Source organism: Azoarcus sp. L1K30, assembly GCF_018122735.1.
Lineage (GTDB): Bacteria > Pseudomonadota > Gammaproteobacteria > Burkholderiales > Rhodocyclaceae > Parazoarcus.
Genome location: NZ_JAGRRD010000001.1, coordinates 3,470,024 through 3,488,357 on the forward strand (window position 1 = coordinate 3,470,024; position 18,334 = coordinate 3,488,357).

Below are 18,334 nucleotides of genomic sequence, written 5' to 3' on the forward strand. Positions count from 1 at the left end.
TTCCTCCTGTTTGTTTCTCTGCGGGTGCTACCAGAAGTAGCTTCCCTGTATCTGTAATATACGAAACAAACGAAATAAACGAAACGTTTACTGGCTGTATTTTATTGACCCACCCGATAAGAGGATAAATTTTCGATGCTCTTCAAGCAGGATCAGACATATCGGCGACACGCTGCGGGCCATTCCGAGCACAGGATCACCGTAGGCATGCTCAGTTTTCTTGGTACGCCCGTTCAATCAGAGATTTTGCCTTCTCGAAATCGGCGGGCGTGCGCAGGGTTAACTCCAGATCGCCAGTTCCCCAGTGACCAATATTGGTCACGTCACGGGAAAAGTCCTTGTCCAGCGCAACGCTTGCTGGATCCAGTTTCAGCGTCAGGAATACATGCGGATTCTGTTTTGAGATCAGCGACATGCACACAAAATTCTTCAGTCTGCGAAAAGCCACGTAGAGCTTCAGCGGCTTCTCGATGATGTCGTCGCCCTGCGCGAGGATGAAGCTGCGCGTCTGCTCGAAGAGCGCAAGCAGCTCGGGCGAAGCCGTGGCGATCTGGTCAGCGTGCGTCTTCATTGCCAATGTGGCTGCTGCGGGCACCTTGGCAGGCTTCTCGCGAATCGGCACATCAGCTTCGGCAAGCGATTGCGTACTCGCTGCGCTGCCGCCATTGACCAGTTCGAACAACAACAAATCATCGCCAAACAGCTTGTAGCGGATCAGCTCGATATTGCGGTTGATCTGCTCGACGGCATGCTCATCGTAACGGGTGAAATCAGCGGCGATGCAGAGTAGGCGCGTACCGCTCCACTCGATTTTGTCCGCCTCTTCCTTTCCTAGGGTGTCCATCACGAGAAGGCGGAAATCGGCCTTGTGATCCAGCAACCAATTCAGATAGAACAAACCCTGGTTGATCACGTTTTCGTTGCTGTGCCGCTTGTACTCGATGATGACCGGGCAGCCGTTTTCGTCTAGCCCGAGCGAATCGATGCGCCCTCGATGCTTGGCGCCCGTGCTGAACTCGGAGGCAAGGAAACGCACGCCCAGGAAGGTATCCATCTGCGATTCGATCAGCTTCTGCAGCGTTTTCTCGATAGCCACGGCCTTGCCGGGCAGTTCGATCGTGCTGCTGCTGGAATAGCGGAAGAGCTTTATTGCCGTCATCTTCAATCGTCCGTTGCCGAAACCGCCAAAACTCAGGTCCGGGGCTGATCCACGCCACCGCTGCCCTGCAATGCGCCATACACCTTGTGCAACAGGTGCTCCATCGCCAGCCGGCGAAACTCGCCATCGCTCATCAGCTTGCCGAAGATATCCTCGTTGCCGTCCATCCGGTCGATCACCAGGCCTTCAAAGGCCTTCTCGAAAACATAGCGGAAGTCTTCCTTCGAGTTTGAAGCTGCCGCCTTGCGCAGGACCTCGCTCTCGATGGCTTCTTCCTGGATCTGATCGAAGAACAACTGGTCGGCTTGGGTGAAATCGGTCCCGAAACGCTCGTTGAGGATATCGATCAGCTCGGACAGACGAATCGTCTCGTCCTGTTGTCCGGTACCGACATCGCCGGGGCCTTTCAGCGGCCGGCCGTCGCCCGCGTTCAGGTCGATCTGGCCCTCGCTGATCTTCTGCAAGCGGTAGTACTGCAGTTCGACCTCGTCCTCCAGATGTGCCGGGCCTGAACCTTCGCGCTTGGGCAACTTGGTCAGCAGGAAACGCAGATAGGTATAGAGCAGTTCCAGATCGCTGTCCTGGTAGGGAATCACCTGCGAGAGAAAGCCATAGAGATTGCGGAAACTCACCAGCAGCGCCTTGATCTCGTCGCGCGCTTCCTCGTCCCGCTCCTTGAACCGATCCACCGCCTGATCGAGGATGCCGTTCATGGCCGCATGGTCATGAACCGTCTCCTTGCGGCGGGGTTTGAAATACACCGCGCCAAAGGCTTTGACCTCCTCTTCGAAGATCAGGCCAAGCTCCTCGATCTGGTGATAAAGCCGATACAGGTGCTGGGCATCGGTCAGCGGCTCGGTCGGCGTGTCCTCGTAATACGGCTTGAACGCCTTGAAGATTTCTTCCGGCTTGTTCCGGAAATCGAGGATGAAGGTATCTTCCTTGCCGGCACAGGTCCGGTTCAGGCGCGACAAGGTCTGCACCGCCTGCAAGCCGGTCAGCTTGCGGTCCACGTACATCGTGTGCAGCAAAGGCTGGTCGAAGCCCGTCTGGTACTTCTCCGCCACCAGCAACACCTGGTATTCGTTGCTGTCGAAGCGCTCCGGCAACTCGGTTTCCTTGATGCCACCGTTCATGCCGACTTCCGTCCACGTCTTGCCCGGCGCCTCCGGGTCTTCCACCACGCCGGAAAACGCCACCAGGGTTTTCACGTCGGTATAGCCCTTCTCGGCGATGTAGCGGTCAAAGGTCTGCTTGTAGCGCACCGCATGCAGGCGGCCATCCGTCACCACCATCGCCTTGGCCCGCCCGCCGATCTTGTGGCGCACATGGGTACGGAAATGCTCGACCATCACCTCGGTCTTGGTGCGCAGATTCACCTCATGAAAAGTCAGCGTCCGCGCCAGCGCCCTCGCCGCCTTCTTGCGCTCGACATGCGGATCATCGTCACCCACCTGCACCAGTCGGAAATAGGCTTCGTAGGTCACGTAATGCTTGAGCACATCGAGGATGAAACGTTCCTCAATTGCCTGGCGCATCGTGTACAGGTGAAATGGCGCTTCGCCGCTCGGCCCCGGTTCATCGAAAACCTTCTTCGTCTTGTATTTCGGGGTTGCCGTGAAAGCGAAAAAGCTCAGGTTGGGCTGCTTGCCGCGTTTCATCATCTCGCGCACCACGCCGGCCATCTGGTCCGCTTCATCGTCCTCGTCGGCGCCTTGCTCAAGCACGTAGCGGGCCGCTTCTTCCCGCACGCCATGCGCGTTGAGCACGCCTTTCAACTCCATCGCGCTTTCGCCCGACTGCGAGCTGTGCGCCTCATCGACTATTACCGCAAAACGCTTGCCCTGGGTCGAAATCGCCAGCCCCTCCTGTAACTCGGGCGGCAGTTCATCGCGCAGCTTGTCCAGCGTTTCGGCAATGAAGGGGAATTTCTGCAGGGTCGTGATGATGATCGGCGTCCCCGAAGCCAGCGCCTGCACCAGTTGCCGAGTGTCCTCGTCGATCTTCTGCACCACGCCCTGCTTGTGCTCGAACTGGTAAATCGTGTTCTGCAACTGCTGGTCGAGCACGCGGCGATCCGTCACCACGATCACCGAATCGAACACCTTGCGATCCTCGGCGTCATGCAAGCTGGACAAGCGATGCGCCAGCCAGGCAATCGAATTCGACTTGCCCGACCCCGCCGAGTGCTGCACCAGATAGTTCCGCCCCGGCCCGTAAGTTTGCGCATGCGCGACCAGTCGGCGCACCGCATCCAGCTGGTGATAGCGCGGAAAGATCATCGTCTCCTTGCTGATCTTCTTGATCCCCTCGTCGCTGAGGATGCGCTTTTCCTCCACCTGCAAATGCATGAAGCGGCCAAAAATGTCGAGCAGGCTGTCACGCTGCCACACCTCGCGCCACAGATACGCCGTGCGGTAACCGCCATCGGCGGCCGGCGGATTGCCGGCATGGCCGTGGTTGCCCAGGTTGAAGGGCAGAAACCAGGTCTTGTCGCCGGAAAGCCGCGTCGCCATGAAGACCTGGTCCTGATCCACGGCAAAATGCACCAATGCCCGCTTCTTGAACTCGAAGATCAGTTCGCGCGCATCGCGATCCTTCTTGTACTGCTTCTTGGCATCCTCCACCGTCTGGCCGGAAAGCGGATTTTTCAACTCCGCCGTCACCAGCGGCAAACCGTTCAGGAACAAGACCAGATCGAGGCTCCTGGCACGCGTTTCGCCATAGAAAAGCTGCCGGGTTACGGTCAACCGGTTCTTTTCGACCAAATCCAGCGTCTCCGGATTCATCCGGTTGTTCGGCGCAAACACCGCCACGCGCAGCTTCTTGCCGTAACACTTGAAGCCCTGACGCAAGACCTTGAGCATGCCCTTGGTGTCCAGCTCCTTGACCAGATGATCGAGCACCACCTTGCCCGTCTCCGCGCCATGAATCGCGTTCAGGCTTTGCCACGGCTTGGGCTGCGTCGCGGCGATGAACTCCAGCACCAGCACCGGGTCCAGCGCTCGCGCCGGGTCATAACGATCCTTGGCCGAACCCTCGCGGTAATCGACGAAGCTGTAGCCGCCCACCGAACACAACTGATCGACGATGGCATCTTCGAGGCGTGCTTCGGTGTGCTTTTTCATGGCAGGCTCAGGCTTGGGCAGGGATGGCAACCTTGCGGACGTCGATCTGGCCCGTGGTGGCAGCGGTGATCAGGGCGGTGCGGTATTCGGTGAGGCGGGTGATGGCAAGACGCGTTTTGTCCATCAACCGGTCGATTCGAGCGGTTTCATTTTCAATGAACAGAGCTATCGATTCTTGCTCCGATGGTGCCGGAACAATCACAAGGAAATTTCCAAGTTCCTCGGCATTAAGATGAGGTTGCGCTGCCCTCATTCGGGTTTGGTAAATCTGGGCCTCAAGTAAATACGGTGATAACAAAGCCCAAGCCAATATCTTCGAAGAAATTTCTGTTGCAGTTACCACCATATCGAAACCGGCAATTGACCCCTCAAGGTCAGTTGGGACGATGGCAGAATCTCCGGTATAAGCTCCGCTTCTAACCACAATAATTTCGCCAGCCCGTAATTTAGGGTTTCTTTCCCAAGGGACATCCTCCGCCCGGACTTTCTTAAAGCCATCCGTAGCAATACTTCCTTTAGAAATATCAGTTGCCCGGACAAGGTTCAAACCTTCATCTACATACTCTGGAGGCTCTCCCAATCCATACCTAACTGTGGCGATGTACTTTAATTTTTTGACGGTCCAGCCAACTGGCACTTTACCAAGCCAAGATACCTTCGAGTCATACATAGGAATATCAGGATCAAGCCCCTTGGTCACGGCTTGGGTAATCACCGCCAACCGCTTTTCCTTCAGCTTCTCGATTAAGGCCTGTTTCTTCGCGATCAGCGCGTCGATCTGGCCTGTTTTCCAGTCGAGAAAATCTGCAATCTTCTTTTGTTCTTCGGGCGAAGGAACCGGAACTACAAATGAGTTTAGGGCGGCAACCGTGAGTTGGTTGATCGTTGAAGTGAGGTAAGAACCTGACTGAAATTCAAACAGGCTCGAGTTCAGAACATAGAACAGGTAGTCGCTTGCTTGGGTTCGGAAGACTGTATTAAACGCACCAAAGTAACAGCCCACAAACTCTGTCGTTACTCGGCCGCATTTCCCGATTAAGCGCCTACTCCCATTTCTTGAGCAAATCAGAATATCGCCAGATCTCAATTTCAGTTTTTCAGGCGCGTCGGCACAGACATATACCGGGTCATCTGCTACAAGGCGCCGATCTTGAATATTATTGGCGCGGAGAACCAATGTGCCACTGGCTTCATCCGTAATTTCCTCTGGCGAATAGGTAAGGCCAAGAATTGTGTCGCCGAGAAACTTCAAGGGCTTTTCAGACCATCCGTGAGGAAGTTCCCCAAGCCATTCAACGGAGCTGGGTTCGTATCTTGGGTATTTCGAATACCTCACTTGCCTTTCCCCTTCGCCTGCTTCTCCACCGACTCCAGCATCCGCAAATCCTCGGCATCCGCCGCCAGCGCCTCGGCGCTACGCCGCCGCGCGTCGAAGACCTCGTAGCGTTCGTGGGCGATGCCCTTCATCTGTTCGGCACTGATCCGGCCGGCGCCTTGCAGCACCGGGCGTTCGTTGAATTCGAGCAGGCGGTCGACGTTCTGGCGCCAGTAATCCAGCGTCAGTTGCTTGCGTTCCTTGACGCGCAGTTCGGCCTGTTCGAGAAAGATGACGACCAGGCGATTGAGCGTGTCCACTTCGTCAGCCGTCAGGTAATTCTTGGCGACGATGACATCCTGCTTGCGCACGCGGCTGCCGCTCCAGGTGGTCAGCGCCATGTTCGGGGCATCCGGATTGCTGCGGTCGACGACAATCTGGGCGGCAGTTTTGCGGGTGACGGCGTAGAGCAGCTTGTTCTGTACTTCGGCAAAGAACTGCTGGGCGGCGTTTTCGTTGGCCTGGTAGTCGTCGCTCAGGGCAAAGAGATCGCGCACCTTCTGGTAGAAACGCTTTTCGGAAGCGCGTATGTCGCGGATGCGCGCCAGCAGTTCGTCAAAGTAGTCCCAGCCACCGGGGTTCTTGAGGCGTTCGTCGTCCATGACGAAGCCTTTGACGATGAATTCCTTGAGCTGGGTATTGGCCCAGCGCCGGAACTGGGTGCCGCGCACGGATTTGACCCGCATGCCGACGGCGATGATGGCTTCGAGCGCGTAGTGCGTGACATCGTAGGCTTTGCCATCGGCGGCAGTTGTCCGGAAATTCCGGACAACTGAATCCTCTGGCAATTCGCCTTCTTCAAAGATGTTTTGCAGGTGCTCGCTGATGGTTTGCTTGGAGCGCTGAAACAGCTCGCCCATCTGCATTTGCGATAGCCAGAGCGTGCCGTCGACCAGTTGGCACTGGATGCGGCTCTGGCCGTCCTCGGTCTCATAGAGAACGAATTCGCCGCCGGGCTTGGCGTCGATGCCGCTACTCATGCGGTCACCGCCTTGAGCATGGCCATGATTTCGCTTTCGAGTTGCTCGATATCCGCCTCGATGGCTGCCAGCGGGCGCGGCGGCTCGTATTCGTAGAAATGGCGGTTGAAGGGGATTTCGTAGCCGACCTTGATCTTGTTGTGCTCGATCCAGGCATCGGGGCGGTAAGGCAATACTTCGGCTTTAAGATAGGCCTCGCAATGCGCGCGGACGAGCTTCAACAAGGGATCGACATCGACCTTGCCTTTGTTCTTTTTGCTCTCGTAATCGAGCGGCAGCGGCAGCTCAATATCTTTCGGTAAGGGCACGTTTTCGGTGTCGCGCAAATCCGCATCGGGTTCCGGATTGCCCTTTTTGTCGCGGCAAATTTCGGCGCTCGGGTCTTTTTCGCCCAGAGCACCCGCTGCCAGCAAGGCCGTTTTCAGCGGTAGATCAAGCGTCAAATCGGCGGCCTTGAAGGCATCGCTCAGTTGCCCCTCGAAGATTTTGCGGTCCTTGACCAGTTGGCCTTCGGCAAAGGCGGGTTTCAGGGTTTGCAGCACGGCCAGGATGGCGGCTTGGGCGGCTTTGCCTTCGAGAATTTCTTCTTCGATTTTTGCCTTGTTCTTGCGCTTGAGCGAAATGGCCAGCGATTCAAAAAAGGTGCCGGTCTGGAAGCGCTGGATACGCTCGTCGGTGACTGCAAAGTTGAGGCGCAGCGGGCGTTCGACAGTGATCTTCAGGTAACCGAATTCGCGATTGTCGAACACCCTGCTGACACACAGCGATTTTGTCTGGTCACGCTTGGGGTCGATATTGGTTTCAATCTCACCCAGGGTCATCCGGGCATCGTGTTGAAAATCAGCGTAGAGGCGGGTGATGACGGCGATGTGGTTCGGCGAGCCATCAGGTTCCGTGCTGCTGCCATCGGTACCGTCACCCAGGCGCTTGCGCTTGTCGCCCAAGCTTTTTTTCATCTTGCGGGCAAATTCGGTGGCGTTGATCAGCTGAATTTTTCCCGCCCGTTCCGCTCGCTTTCGGTTGGTGACGATCCACACGTAGGTATAGATGCCGGTGTTGTAGAAGAGCTGGTCGGGCAGGCCGATGACCGCTTCGAGCATGTCGTTTTCGATGATCCAGCGACGGATGTTGCTCTCGCCGCTGCCGGCGTCCCCGGTAAACAAGGGCGAACCGTTGAAGACCACGGCAATGCGTGAGCCGTCGCCACCCTTTTCCGGTGCTGGCCGCATCTTGGAAATCATGTGCAGCAGGAAAAGCAGCGCGCCATCGTTGATGCGCGGCAGACCGGGTCCGAACCGTCCCTTGAAGCCGAATGCGTTGTGTTCGCGGGTGACGTTGTCCTTTTCCGGCTTCCATTCCACACCGAAAGGCGGATTGGCCAGCATGTAATGAAAACGCTCGTCCGGATGGCCGTCGCCATCGACAAAGCCTTCCTTGCTCTTGCCGGTGCCAAGGGTATTGCCGAAAACGATGTTCTTGACCTCTTCGCCCTTGATCATCAGGTCGGAGCCGCAAATGGCGTAGGACTCTGGGTTGTACTCCTGGCCAAAGAGTTGCAGGTTGGCGCCCGGATTGAGGCCGGTTTCGGGGTGGAGAATCAGTTTGTCGGATTCGGACAGCATGCCGCCGGTGCCGCAAGTGGGGTCGTAAATCTTGATGACCTTGCCTTCCCGGTACACCAGATCGTCGTGGGTGAACAGGATGCTGACCATCAGCTTGATGACTTCACGCGGCGTGAAATGGTCGCCAGCCTCTTCATTGGCTTGTTCGTTGAAACGCCGGACCAAATCTTCGAACAGGTAGCCCATTTCGATGTTCGTGATGCGATCCGGGTGCAGATCGATGGCTGCGACCTGCTTGACCACCTCGAACAAGCGGTTGGCTTCGTCCAGCTTCTCGATTTCTTCATCGAATTTGAACTTCTCGATGATTTTCCGCGCCCGCGCCGAAAAACCGGCGATGTAGTTGTTCAGGTTGGCCGCCAATTTATCGGCATCACCCAGCAGGTTCTGGAAGGTAAATTCACTGGTGTTGTGGAAACTGAGCTTGAAGCGATGATTGATCATCGTCTCGATGGTTTCGGCATCGTACTTGCCGTCGGCCTTGAGTTTGCGATGGTAGTCGATCACCTCATCCTTGCTGCTTTCCAGCACGCAATCGAGACGGCGAAGCACGGTCAGCGGAATCATTACCCGGCGATACTGGGGCGGACGGTAGGGACCACGCAAAAGATTGGCGATGTTCCAGATCACATCGCCTTGTTGTTTGAGCGCTTCGTAGTTTTTCATCGAATCTATTTTTCCCGAAACATCAGGTCACGCAAGCAGTTGTGCGTAAAAATGAAAATGGTATTCCAAAAAGCAGAAAGAGGCTTGGTTAGCCTCTTTCTTTAGTCTGTTGCGCGATATTCTAAGTAGCTTTGATTGGCTACCCAAATGTGGAGGTTGCCACTTGTGTCATCACATCATATCGTCAGATATCGATGTTCTGCGCATACAGCGCATTGCTCTCGATGAACGCCCTTCTCGGCTCGACGTTGTCGCCCATCAACGTGGTGAAGATCTCGTCGGCGGCGATGGCGTCGTCGATCTGCACGCGCAGCAGGCGGCGTACCGCCGGGTCCATGGTGGTTTCCCACAGCTGCTCGGGGTTCATTTCGCCCAGACCCTTGTAGCGCTGCTTGGTGAGGCCGCGTTCGACTTCGGCCAGCAGCCAGGTGATGGCGTCGGCGAAGCGGACGATGGGCTGGCGCTTTTCGCCGCGGCGAATTTCGGCACCGGCACCGATGAGGCCGGCGATGGATTCGCTGGCGGTGCGGATGGTGCGATAGTCGCCGGAGACGAGGAAGTCGTGCTCGACCCAGCCGAACTTGCGATTGCCGTGGTGCAGGCGCTCGATGGTGAGGCGCCAGCCTTCGGATTCCTCGTGGTATTCGGCGTAGATCTTGAGGTCGTCGGGCAGGTGGGGCTGGATGCGGGCGGCGGAGTCGCGCGCGGCGGCTTCGTCGTCGAGGCTGACCGGGAGGTCGTGCGCGAGCATGGCCTGCAGCACTTCGGGGTCGATGTAGCTGGCGAGGCGGCGGATGACGGCTTCGGCCAGCAGGTAGCTGCGGGCGAGGCCGCCGAGGGTCTCGTCGGTGATCAGGTCGGCGTCTGCGCGTGGCAGCAGTACGGCGCCTTCGAGCGCGAGCTTGAGCAGGTGGTTGTTGAGCTCGTGGTCGTCCTTGATGTACATCTCGCTCTTGCCGTGCTTGATCTTGTACAGCGGCGGCTGGGCGATGTAGATGTGGCCGCGCTCGACCAGTTCGGGCATCTGGCGATAGAAGAAGGTGAGCAGCAGGGTGCGGATGTGGGCGCCGTCGACGTCGGCATCGGTCATCAGGATGATGCGGTGGTAGCGCAGCTTTTCGGGCTTGTAGTCGTCCTTGCCGATGCTGGTGCCGAGCGCGGTGATCAGGGTGGCGATTTCCTGGCTCTGCAGCAGCTTGTCGAAGCGGGCCTTCTCGACGTTGAGGATCTTGCCCTTGAGCGGCAGGATGGCCTGGAATTTACGGTCGCGGCCCTGCTTGGCCGAGCCGCCTGCGGAGTCGCCCTCGACCAGGTAGAGTTCGCACAGGGCGGGGTCTTTCTCCTGGCAGTCGGCGAGTTTGCCGGGCAGGCCGACGCCGTCGAGGATGCCCTTGCGGCGGGTCATGTCGCGCGCCTTGCGGGCGGCGTCGCGGGCGCGGGCCGCTTCGACGATCTTGTTGCAGATGGTGCGGGCGTCGAGCGGGTTCTCGAGCAGGAAGTCGGTGAGCTTGCTGGCGACGACTTCTTCCACCGCCGGGCGGGCTTCGCTCGAGACCAGCTTCATCTTGGTCTGGCTGGCGAACTTGGGGTCGGGCATCTTGACCGACAGCACGCAGGCCAGGCCTTCGCGCATGTCGTCACCGGTGATGTCGACCTTGGCCTTCTTGGCGATCTCGTTTTCTTCGATGTACTTGTTGATGACGCGGGTCATCGCCGCGCGCAGGCCGGTGAGGTGGGTGCCGCCGTCGGCCTGCGGGATGTTGTTGGTGTAGCACAGCACCTGTTCGGCGTAGCTGTCGTTCCACTGCATCGCGACTTCGACCGACAGTTCGGCATCGTGGCCGGCGCCGGTGGGGATGCGGGTGGTGCCGGCGGCGTAGAACACCGTGGGCTGCAGCACGGTCTTGGTGCGGTTGATGTATTCGACGAAGCCCTTGACGCCGCCGGCGAAGGCGAAGTCTTCTTCCTTGCCGGTGCGCTGGTCGAGCAGGCGGATCTTCACCCCGTTGTTGAGGAAGGAGAGCTCGCGCAGGCGCTTGGCGAGGATGTCGTAGTGGTATTCGATGGTGCCGAAGATCTCTTCGTCGGCAAGGTAGTGCACCTCGGTGCCGCGCCGGCTGGTGTCGCCGATGACCTTGAGCGGGCTGGTCTCGATGCCGTTGACGACGTCGATGAGGCGGTCCTGCGGCACGCCGCGGTTGAACTCCATGAAGTGCTTCTTGCCGTCGCGGCGCACGGTGAGGCGCAGCCATTTCGACAGCGCGTTCACGCACGACACGCCCACGCCGTGCAGGCCGCCCGACACCTTGTAGCTGTTCTGGTTGAACTTGCCGCCGGCGTGCAGCACGCACATGACGATTTCGGCCGCGCTGCGCTTGGGCTCGTGCTTGTCGTCCATCTTGACCCCGACCGGGATGCCGCGGCCGTTGTCGGTGACGGAGATGGAGTTGTCGGCGTGGATGGTGATGACGATGTCGTCGCAATGGCCTGCCAGGGCTTCGTCGATGGCGTTGTCGACGACTTCGAACACCATGTGGTGCAGGCCGGTGCCGTCGGAGGTGTCGCCGATGTACATGCCGGGGCGCTTGCGCACGGCCTCGAGGCCTTCGAGTTGCTGGATGCTGGTTTCGTCGTAGTCTTCGTGCGCGATTGCGGACGCAGTGGGCAGGTTTTGCGGTTCGGACATGGTCATCTCGGGTGATTCATAAAGAACGTGCCCCCGGCTGGCCGGGGGCATCGAACCCGGCACGGGCCGGGTTCATGGGGGATGCGACGCGCGCGCTTCAGATGCGCATCGGCATCACGACATACTTGAAGTGATCGTTGCCCGGCAGGGTGATCAGTGCGCTCGAGTTACCGTCGTTGAAGCGCCATTCGACGGTTTCGGACGACAGGTTGTTGAGCACGTCGAGCAGGTAGGTGACGTTGAAACCGATGTCGAGCTTGTCGCCCTGGTAGTCGATTTCGAGCTCTTCCTGCGCTTCCTCCTGTTCGGCGTTGGAACTGACGATACGCAGCATGCCGTCGTCGAGCACCAGTCGTACGCCGCGGAATTTCTCGTTGGTGAGAATGGCGGCGCGCTGCAGCGAGGACAGCAGGGTCTGGCGCGGCAGGGTGACGAGGCCGGGGTGATTCTGCGGAATCACGCGCTGGTAGTCGGGGAACTTGCCGTCGATGAGCTTGGTGACGAGTTCGATGGCGCCGAAGCGGAACACCGCCTGGTTGCCGGCAAGGATGACTTCGAGCGGATCGTCGTTGTCGGCGAGCTGGCGCGACAGTTCGAGCACGGTCTTGCGCGGCAGGATGGTTTCGCAGCGCTGGGCAACCGGGGCTTCGAGTTCGCTGGCGGCGTAGGCAAGGCGGTGGCCGTCGGTGGCGACCATGCGCAGTTCGCTGCCTTCGGCGATCAGCAGCAGGCCGTTGAGGTAGTAGCGGATGTCCTGCTGTGCCATGGCGTAAGCGACCTGAGCGAGCTGGCGCTTGAAGGTGCGCTGCGGCACGCTGAAGCGGGTGGCGTCGCCATCGGGCAGGTTCATGCGCGGGTAGTCGGCCGCGGGCAGGGTCTGCAGCTGGAAGCGGCTCTTGCCGGCCTTGACGGTGAGGCGCTTGTCGTCGAGGGTGAGGTTGACGTCGGTGTCGGGCAGCGCGCGCAGGATGTCCTGCAGCTTGCGTGCAGCCACGGTGATGGAGACGTCTTCGCCGCCGGCATTGCCGGCCGTGGTGGTGCGGATCTGGATTTCGATGTCGGTGGCGAGCAGCGTCAGGCGGTCGCCCTGCTTCTCGATCAGCACGTTCGACAGGATGGGCAGGGTGTGGCGCTTTTCGACGATGCCGGCCACGGACTGCAGCGGGGCAAGAAGCGCATCACGGGTGGTGTTGAGCAGGAGCATGGCGTCAGTCTGGTCAGAAGATTGATCGGGAAGTCATCGCTGGCTCAGCCCCGCAGGACCTGGGTGAGCACGTGTACATCGTGGTTGAGCTGGTGGTCGCCGAGGCGCAGCTCGGTGATGGTACGACAAGCGTGTAGCACGGTGGTATGGTCGCGACCGCCGAAGGCTTCGCCGATGGCCGGCAGCGACATCGGGGTGAGCTCCTTGGCCAGCCACATCGCTACCTGGCGCGGACGGGCAATGACCCGGGTGCGCTTCTTGGAGTGCATGTCGGCAATCTTGATCTTGTAGTAGTCGGCGACGGTCTTCTGGATGTGCTCGATCGACAACTGGCGGTTGTGCGCGTTGAGCAGGTCCTTGAGCGCTTCCTTGGCGACTTCGAGCGAGATGCCGCGGCCGTGGAAGCGGGCGTAGGCGACGACCTTATTGAGCGCGCCTTCGAGTTCGCGCACGTTGGAGCGCAGGTTCTTGGCGATGAGGAAGGCAACGTCGTCGTCGACCGCCACGCGCAGCGCTTCGGCCTTCTTCTGCAGGATCGCCACCCGCATTTCGAGCTCGGGCGGCTCGATCTGCACCGTCAGGCCCCAGTCGAAGCGCGAGATCAGGCGGTCTTCGAGGCCCTGGATGTCTTTGGGGTAGGTGTCGCAGGTGATGACGATCTGCTTCTTGGCTTCGGTGAGCGCATTGAAGGCGTGGAAGAATTCTTCCTGGGTGCGGTTCTTGTTGTTGAAGAACTGGATGTCGTCGATGATCAGCATGTCGAGCGAGCGGTAGTAGCGCTTGAACGCATCGAAGCTCTTCTGCTGATAGGCGCGCACGACGTCGGCGTAGTAGTCCTCGACGTGGACATAGCGCACCACGGCGCGCGGATTGTGGCGGAACACCGCGTTGCCGATGGCGTGCACCAGGTGGGTCTTGCCCAGGCCGACGCCGCCGTATACGAACAGCGGGTTGTACGAGGTGCCGGGGTTCTGCGCCACCTGCATGGCGGCCGCCCGTGCCAGATCGTTGGCACGGCCGGTGACCAGGGTGTCGAAGGTGAAGTCGGCGTTGAGGCGGGTCTTGTCGTAGGCGAGCTCGGTGCCGGATTGCGGTTCGGACGGCGCGCTGCGGATGATCGCGGGAGCCGGTTCGGGGCGTGACTCGCGGATGGGCGCCACTGTCGCGGCAGGGCTCAATGCGGCCGCGGCGGGCGGCGGTGCGCCCGGCGGCGCGCCTGCCGGCACAATGGCGGCCGCGGGCTTGAGCGGGGTGCGCGCGGCACCGGGCGCCGGCAACTGCAGGTCGAGCTGAAGCGGCACGCCGTGAAACTCGTCGCCCAGCTCGCCGATTCGGCGCAGGTAGCGCTCCCGCACCCATTGCATCACGAAGCGGTTGGGCGCGACGAGGGTCAGCGCCGGGCCGGCGCCATTGTCGTCGCCACAGATGACCTGCAGCGTCTTGATCCAGGTATTGAATTGCTGCGGTGGCAGCTCCTGTTCCAGGCGCGCCAGGCAGAAGGGCCAGAATTCCTGATTCACGGAAGGGACAGTTTGAGTGTTTGGCACGGGTCTCGAATGCATACGCGTCGCCTGCAACGCAGGTGACGCGTGAGCGACGGCCTTTGGGCCTGTTCTGGGAATATTGCCGCCGGCTGACGGGCACCGTGACTGGGTGCAGCATCGCGTGCCGACGGGATGGTCAAGGCGTGGATTCTACCCGTCGCCGACGCACTTATCCACAGGGACGCGCATTCGCGGACGAGATTTCAGTGTGTCGACACTTTTGTACAAATGCGCCAATTATTCTTGACAAACAGCGCATTATCGAATTAAATCCCCCGTTTGACTTTACCACTGGCAGCCGATCATGAAACGCACTTACCAACCTTCCGTCGTTCGTCGCAAGCGCACCCACGGCTTTCTGGTCCGCATGAAGACCCGTGGCGGTCGTGCGGTCATCCGTGCCCGTCGCGCCAAAGGCCGTCATCGCCTCGCTGTCTGAGGTGACCGACCTCGCGGGCGCTGATCAGAGTTTCGGTAGCGCTCACAGACTGCACAAAACGGATGAATTTTCATCCGTTTTTGCTTTTCGGCGTGCCCTTCGCGGCCGCTTCTATATGCTGCACTACCGGCCCAGCGGGCTCGAGTCCGCACGGTTGGGCGTTGTGGTAGCGAAGAAGCTGGCAAAGCGGGCGAACGTCCGTAACCTGGTAAAACGTATTGCGCGCGAGAACTTTCGCCGACAGCGCGTAACGCTCCCCGCGTGCGATCTGATCGTGCGCCTGCACGCGCCGGTGGCCGCTGCCACACGGGCCGAGTTGAACCAGGATGTCTTGCAATTGCTGTCCAGGTTGCCGCGGGCATGAGCATCGGGGCGCCGGTCAGGCAGGGTTGTTTCAGCCCCCGGCCGCTGTTTGATGCCGGGCCGCGCTTGTTTTTCACACAGGGCGAGTATCATTCCGTTCCCTGACTAACGACCGTACGACCACGAACCCGATGGATCAACGTCGCCTCATCCTACTTCTGGTGTTTTCCCTGTCCCTGGTCATGCTGTGGGACGGATGGATCAAGCACAATCAGCCGGCCGCGCCGGCGCCTGTCGCTGCGGCGGCCAACGCTGGAGGGGCATCGGTTCCAACGCCCACTGCGGCAGCGCCAGGCGTGCCCGCGGTGCCCGGCGTCACCGCGGCGTCCACCGCGCCGACGGTGCAGGTCGTCACCGACCTTTTCCGTGCGGACGTCTCGGCCGAGGGCGGCAACATCGTTCGCCTCGAATTGCTCAAGCACAAGTCGACTGCCGACCATGAGCGTGGCTTCCTCGTTTTCGATAACGGCGAGGTTCACCACTATGCGGCGGAATCCGGTCTGATCGGCAAGGATCTGCCCAATCACCGTACCGTGTTCTCGCTGCCGGCCGGCGAGCAGGTGCTGAAGGCGGGCGAGGACAAGCTGGTGCTGCGTCTCGAGGCGCCGGAGCAGGATGGCGTGAAGGTCACCAAGGTGATGACCTTCACCCGTGGCAGCTATCTGGTGAATGTCGATTACGAGATCGTCAATGGCGGCACCGAGCCGGTGGGCGGTCACGCCTATTTCCAGCTCACGCGTGATGGCACCCCGGCCGAGCAGGTCCAGGCCTTCGGCGTGACGACCTTCACCGGGCCGGCCTTCTATACCGATGAAGCCAAGTACCAGAAGATCAAGTTCTCCGATATCGACGACGGCAAGGCCAAGTTCATCAAGACCGCGCCCGATGGCTGGGTGGCGATGGTGCAACATTACTTCGTCAGCGCCTGGTTGCCGGCAGCGGGCACCGAGCGCGAGTTCTTCGCCCGTAAGGTGGGCAATGGCCTGTACTCGGCAGGGGTGATCCTGCCGGTGGCAGCCATTGCGCCGGGGGCCGAGGGCAAGGCGGAATCGCGTCTGTATGTGGGCCCGCAGGAGCAGGCTCACCTGGAGAGCATCGCCCCCGGTTTCAACCTGGTGGTCGACTATGGCTGGCTGACGGTGATCGCAGCGCCCCTGTTCTGGGTGTTGTCGTGGTTGCACAAGATGATCGGCAACTGGGGCTGGTCCATCATTCTGGTGACGGTGATGCTGAAGGCGCTGTTCTTCCCGCTGTCGGCTGCAAGCTACAAGTCGATGGCGAAGATGCGCGTGCTCGGCCCCCGCATGCAGCGCATGAAGGAGCTGTACGGCGACGACAAGGCCAAAATGCAGCAGGAGATGATGAATCTCTATCGCACCGAGAAGATCAACCCGCTCGGCGGTTGCCTGCCGATTCTGGTGCAGATCCCGGTGTTCATCTCGCTGTACTGGGTGCTGCTGGGTAGCGTGGAGATGCGTCAGGCGCCGTGGCTGGGCTGGATCACCGACCTGTCGGCCAAGGATCCGTACTTCATCCTGCCGATCATCATGGGTGTCTCGATGCTGATCCAGATGAAGCTCAACCCGACACCGCCGGACCCGCTGCAGGCCAAGGTGATGATGGCGATGCCGATCGTGTTTACCTTCATGTTCCTGTGGTTCCCGTCCGGTCTGGTGCTGTACTGGGTGGTGAACAATATTCTGTCGATTGCTCAGCAGTGGCAGATCACGCGGATGATCGAGCGTGGCAAGGCAGGCAGCAGCAAGCCTGCCTGACACCATCGCCGCAATTGCAACGGCGCCGGGCCGGGGAGGTGTCGGCGTCGTTCGCATTTCCGGCGCCGCGCTGGCGCCTTTGGCGCGGGCGCTGAGTGGGCGCGAGCCCAAACCCCGGATGGCCAGCTTCACGCGTTTTCTGGGGAGCGCTGGGCAGGCGCTCGACGAAGGGCTTCTGCTCTACTTTCCTGCGCCGGCCTCATTTACCGGCGAAGACGTCATCGAGCTTCAGGGCCATGGCGGACCGGTGGTCATGCAAATGCTTCTCGACCGCTGTCTCGAGCTCGGGGCGCGGCTGGCGGAGCCCGGTGAGTTTACCCGGCGCGCCTTTCTCAACGGCAAACTCGATCTGGCTCAGGCCGAGAGCGTCGCCGATCTCATCGAAGCCTCCACCGCAGCGGCGGCACAGTCCGCGCTCCGATCGCTATCGGGGCGCTTCTCCGAAGAGATCCAGCTGATCCGCGACGGCCTGATCGACCTGCGCATGCTGGTCGAGGCGACGCTGGATTTTCCTGAGGAAGAGATCGATTTTCTCGAGCAGGCGCGCGCCATGCCGCGGCTGCTCGACATCCGGCAGCGCCTTGAAGGCGTACTGGATCGTGCGCGCCAGGGCGCGCTATTGCGCAGTGGATTGAACGTGGTGCTTGCAGGCGCGCCGAACGTTGGCAAGTCGAGTCTGCTGAACCAGCTCGCCGGCGAGGATCGTGCCATCGTGACCGAGGTGGCAGGCACGACCCGCGACGCCTTGCGAGAGACCATCCAGATTGAAGGCATCCCGCTGCACATCATCGACACCGCGGGGCTGCGCGACACCAGCGATGTGGTCGAGCGGATCGGCATCGAACGCACCCGGCGCGAGCTCGAACGCGCCGATGTGGTGCTGCGCCTGGTCGATGCTGTCCGCCCCGGCGAAGCCGACGGCGGAACGGATATCGATCTCGAGTTGGTGCCGGGGGTCGAGTGCATTACCGTGATCAACAAGATCGACCTGTGCCAGCTGGCGCCCGCGCGGCTCGAACGCGACGGCGTGGTGGTGCTGCAGGTGTCGGCGCGCGAGGGGCTGGGCATCGATCTGTTGCGGCGTGAATTGCTCCGTGTTGCAGGCTGGCATGCGCACGGTGAGGACGTGATCCTCGCGCGGGAGCGCCACCTGCTTGCGTTGAAGGCCGCGCTGGCGCACATCGACCTTGCTGCGGGGCAACTTTGTGCGCTGGAGTTGTTCGCTGAAGAGCTGCGACTGGCCGGGGAGAAGCTGGGCGAGATCACTGGCGAGTTTTCTGCGGACGATCTGCTCGGCGTCATATTCTCCCGTTTCTGCATCGGAAAATGATGGGAAGATTGTTTTTGCATGGCGTTGGCATGAAGGACGGTGCGGTCCTGCGGTTGGTCTTGG

The 18,334-nt window shown here is 60.2% G+C and carries 12 protein-coding genes; 4 read left to right on the forward strand and 8 right to left on the reverse strand.

The window, feature by feature from the left end:
* Positions 1 to 211: 211 nt before the first annotated feature.
* From J5J83_RS15980 to dnaA, 8 genes are all read right to left on the reverse strand, one after another.
* Positions 212 to 1,159 (reverse strand): DUF5655 domain-containing protein, encoded by a 948-nt coding sequence (locus J5J83_RS15980; protein ID WP_212350827.1) that lies wholly within the window; start codon positions 1,157 to 1,159, stop codon positions 212 to 214.
* A 32-nt stretch (positions 1,160 to 1,191) separates the two neighbouring features.
* The gene (locus J5J83_RS15985) at positions 1,192 to 4,287 is read right to left on the reverse strand and encodes a type I restriction endonuclease (RefSeq protein WP_212350828.1); all 3,096 of its coding nucleotides are present in this window, start codon (positions 4,285 to 4,287) and stop codon (positions 1,192 to 1,194) included.
* Positions 4,288 to 4,294: 7 nt separating this feature from the next.
* The gene (locus J5J83_RS15990; RefSeq protein WP_212350830.1) at positions 4,295 to 5,539 is read right to left on the reverse strand and encodes a restriction endonuclease subunit S; all 1,245 of its coding nucleotides are present in this window, start codon (positions 5,537 to 5,539) and stop codon (positions 4,295 to 4,297) included.
* Between the two features lie 80 nt (positions 5,540 to 5,619).
* Positions 5,620 to 6,642, reverse strand: a complete 1,023-nt coding sequence (locus J5J83_RS15995) for a virulence RhuM family protein (protein ID WP_212350832.1) — start codon at positions 6,640 to 6,642, stop codon at positions 5,620 to 5,622.
* A complete protein-coding gene (locus J5J83_RS16000) occupies positions 6,639 to 8,930 on the reverse strand; it encodes a class I SAM-dependent DNA methyltransferase (protein WP_212350834.1) in 2,292 nt (763 codons plus the stop codon). Before J5J83_RS16000 ends, J5J83_RS15995 begins: the two co-directional genes overlap by 4 nt.
* A 184-nt stretch (positions 8,931 to 9,114) precedes the next feature.
* Positions 9,115 to 11,616 (reverse strand): DNA topoisomerase (ATP-hydrolyzing) subunit B, encoded by a 2,502-nt coding sequence (gyrB, locus tag J5J83_RS16005; RefSeq protein ID WP_212350836.1) that lies wholly within the window; start codon positions 11,614 to 11,616, stop codon positions 9,115 to 9,117.
* 97 nt (positions 11,617 to 11,713) lie between these two features.
* Positions 11,714 to 12,820: a DNA polymerase III subunit beta gene (gene dnaN, locus J5J83_RS16010; RefSeq protein WP_212350838.1), complete on the reverse strand. Its 1,107-nt coding sequence runs from the start codon at positions 12,818 to 12,820 to the stop codon at positions 11,714 to 11,716.
* A 44-nt stretch (positions 12,821 to 12,864) separates the two neighbouring features.
* A complete protein-coding gene (gene dnaA / locus J5J83_RS16015; protein ID WP_212350840.1) occupies positions 12,865 to 14,340 on the reverse strand; it encodes a chromosomal replication initiator protein DnaA in 1,476 nt (491 codons plus the stop codon).
* Positions 14,341 to 14,668: 328 nt separating this feature from the next.
* Between dnaA and rpmH the strand changes: the two genes are divergently transcribed.
* The 4 genes from rpmH (at position 14,669) to mnmE (ending at position 18,271) form a co-directional block, all read left to right on the forward strand.
* Complete coding sequence (gene rpmH, locus J5J83_RS16020; RefSeq protein WP_002926183.1) at positions 14,669 to 14,803, forward strand: 50S ribosomal protein L34; 135 nt, start codon at positions 14,669 to 14,671, stop codon at positions 14,801 to 14,803.
* Positions 14,742 to 15,167: a ribonuclease P protein component gene (gene rnpA, locus J5J83_RS16025; RefSeq protein ID WP_349251906.1), complete on the forward strand. Its 426-nt coding sequence runs from the start codon at positions 14,742 to 14,744 to the stop codon at positions 15,165 to 15,167. Before rpmH ends, rnpA begins: the two co-directional genes overlap by 62 nt.
* 130 nt (positions 15,168 to 15,297) lie before the next feature.
* Complete coding sequence (gene yidC, locus J5J83_RS16030) at positions 15,298 to 16,941, forward strand: membrane protein insertase YidC (RefSeq protein WP_212350845.1); 1,644 nt, start codon at positions 15,298 to 15,300, stop codon at positions 16,939 to 16,941.
* Positions 16,910 to 18,271 (forward strand): tRNA uridine-5-carboxymethylaminomethyl(34) synthesis GTPase MnmE, encoded by a 1,362-nt coding sequence (gene mnmE, locus J5J83_RS16035; RefSeq protein ID WP_212350846.1) that lies wholly within the window; start codon positions 16,910 to 16,912, stop codon positions 18,269 to 18,271. The genes yidC and mnmE overlap by 32 nt, the downstream gene beginning before the upstream one ends.
* Positions 18,272 to 18,334: the final 63 nt, after the last annotated feature.

Coding starts and splice junctions, on each gene's coding strand:
- rpmH (WP_002926183.1), top strand. CDS start 14,669: ATGAAACGCACTTACCAACCTTCCGTCGTTCGTCGCAAGCGCACCCAC.
- dnaN (WP_212350838.1), bottom strand. CDS start 12,820: ATGCTCCTGCTCAACACCACCCGTGATGCGCTTCTTGCCCCGCTGCAG.
- J5J83_RS15985 (WP_212350828.1), bottom strand. CDS start 4,287: ATGAAAAAGCACACCGAAGCACGCCTCGAAGATGCCATCGTCGATCAG.
- gyrB (WP_212350836.1), bottom strand. CDS start 11,616: ATGTCCGAACCGCAAAACCTGCCCACTGCGTCCGCAATCGCGCACGAA.
- yidC (WP_212350845.1), top strand. CDS start 15,298: ATGGATCAACGTCGCCTCATCCTACTTCTGGTGTTTTCCCTGTCCCTG.
- J5J83_RS15980 (WP_212350827.1), bottom strand. CDS start 1,159: ATGACGGCAATAAAGCTCTTCCGCTATTCCAGCAGCAGCACGATCGAA.
- J5J83_RS16000 (WP_212350834.1), bottom strand. CDS start 8,930: ATGAAAAACTACGAAGCGCTCAAACAACAAGGCGATGTGATCTGGAAC.
- J5J83_RS15995 (WP_212350832.1), bottom strand. CDS start 6,642: ATGAGTAGCGGCATCGACGCCAAGCCCGGCGGCGAATTCGTTCTCTAT.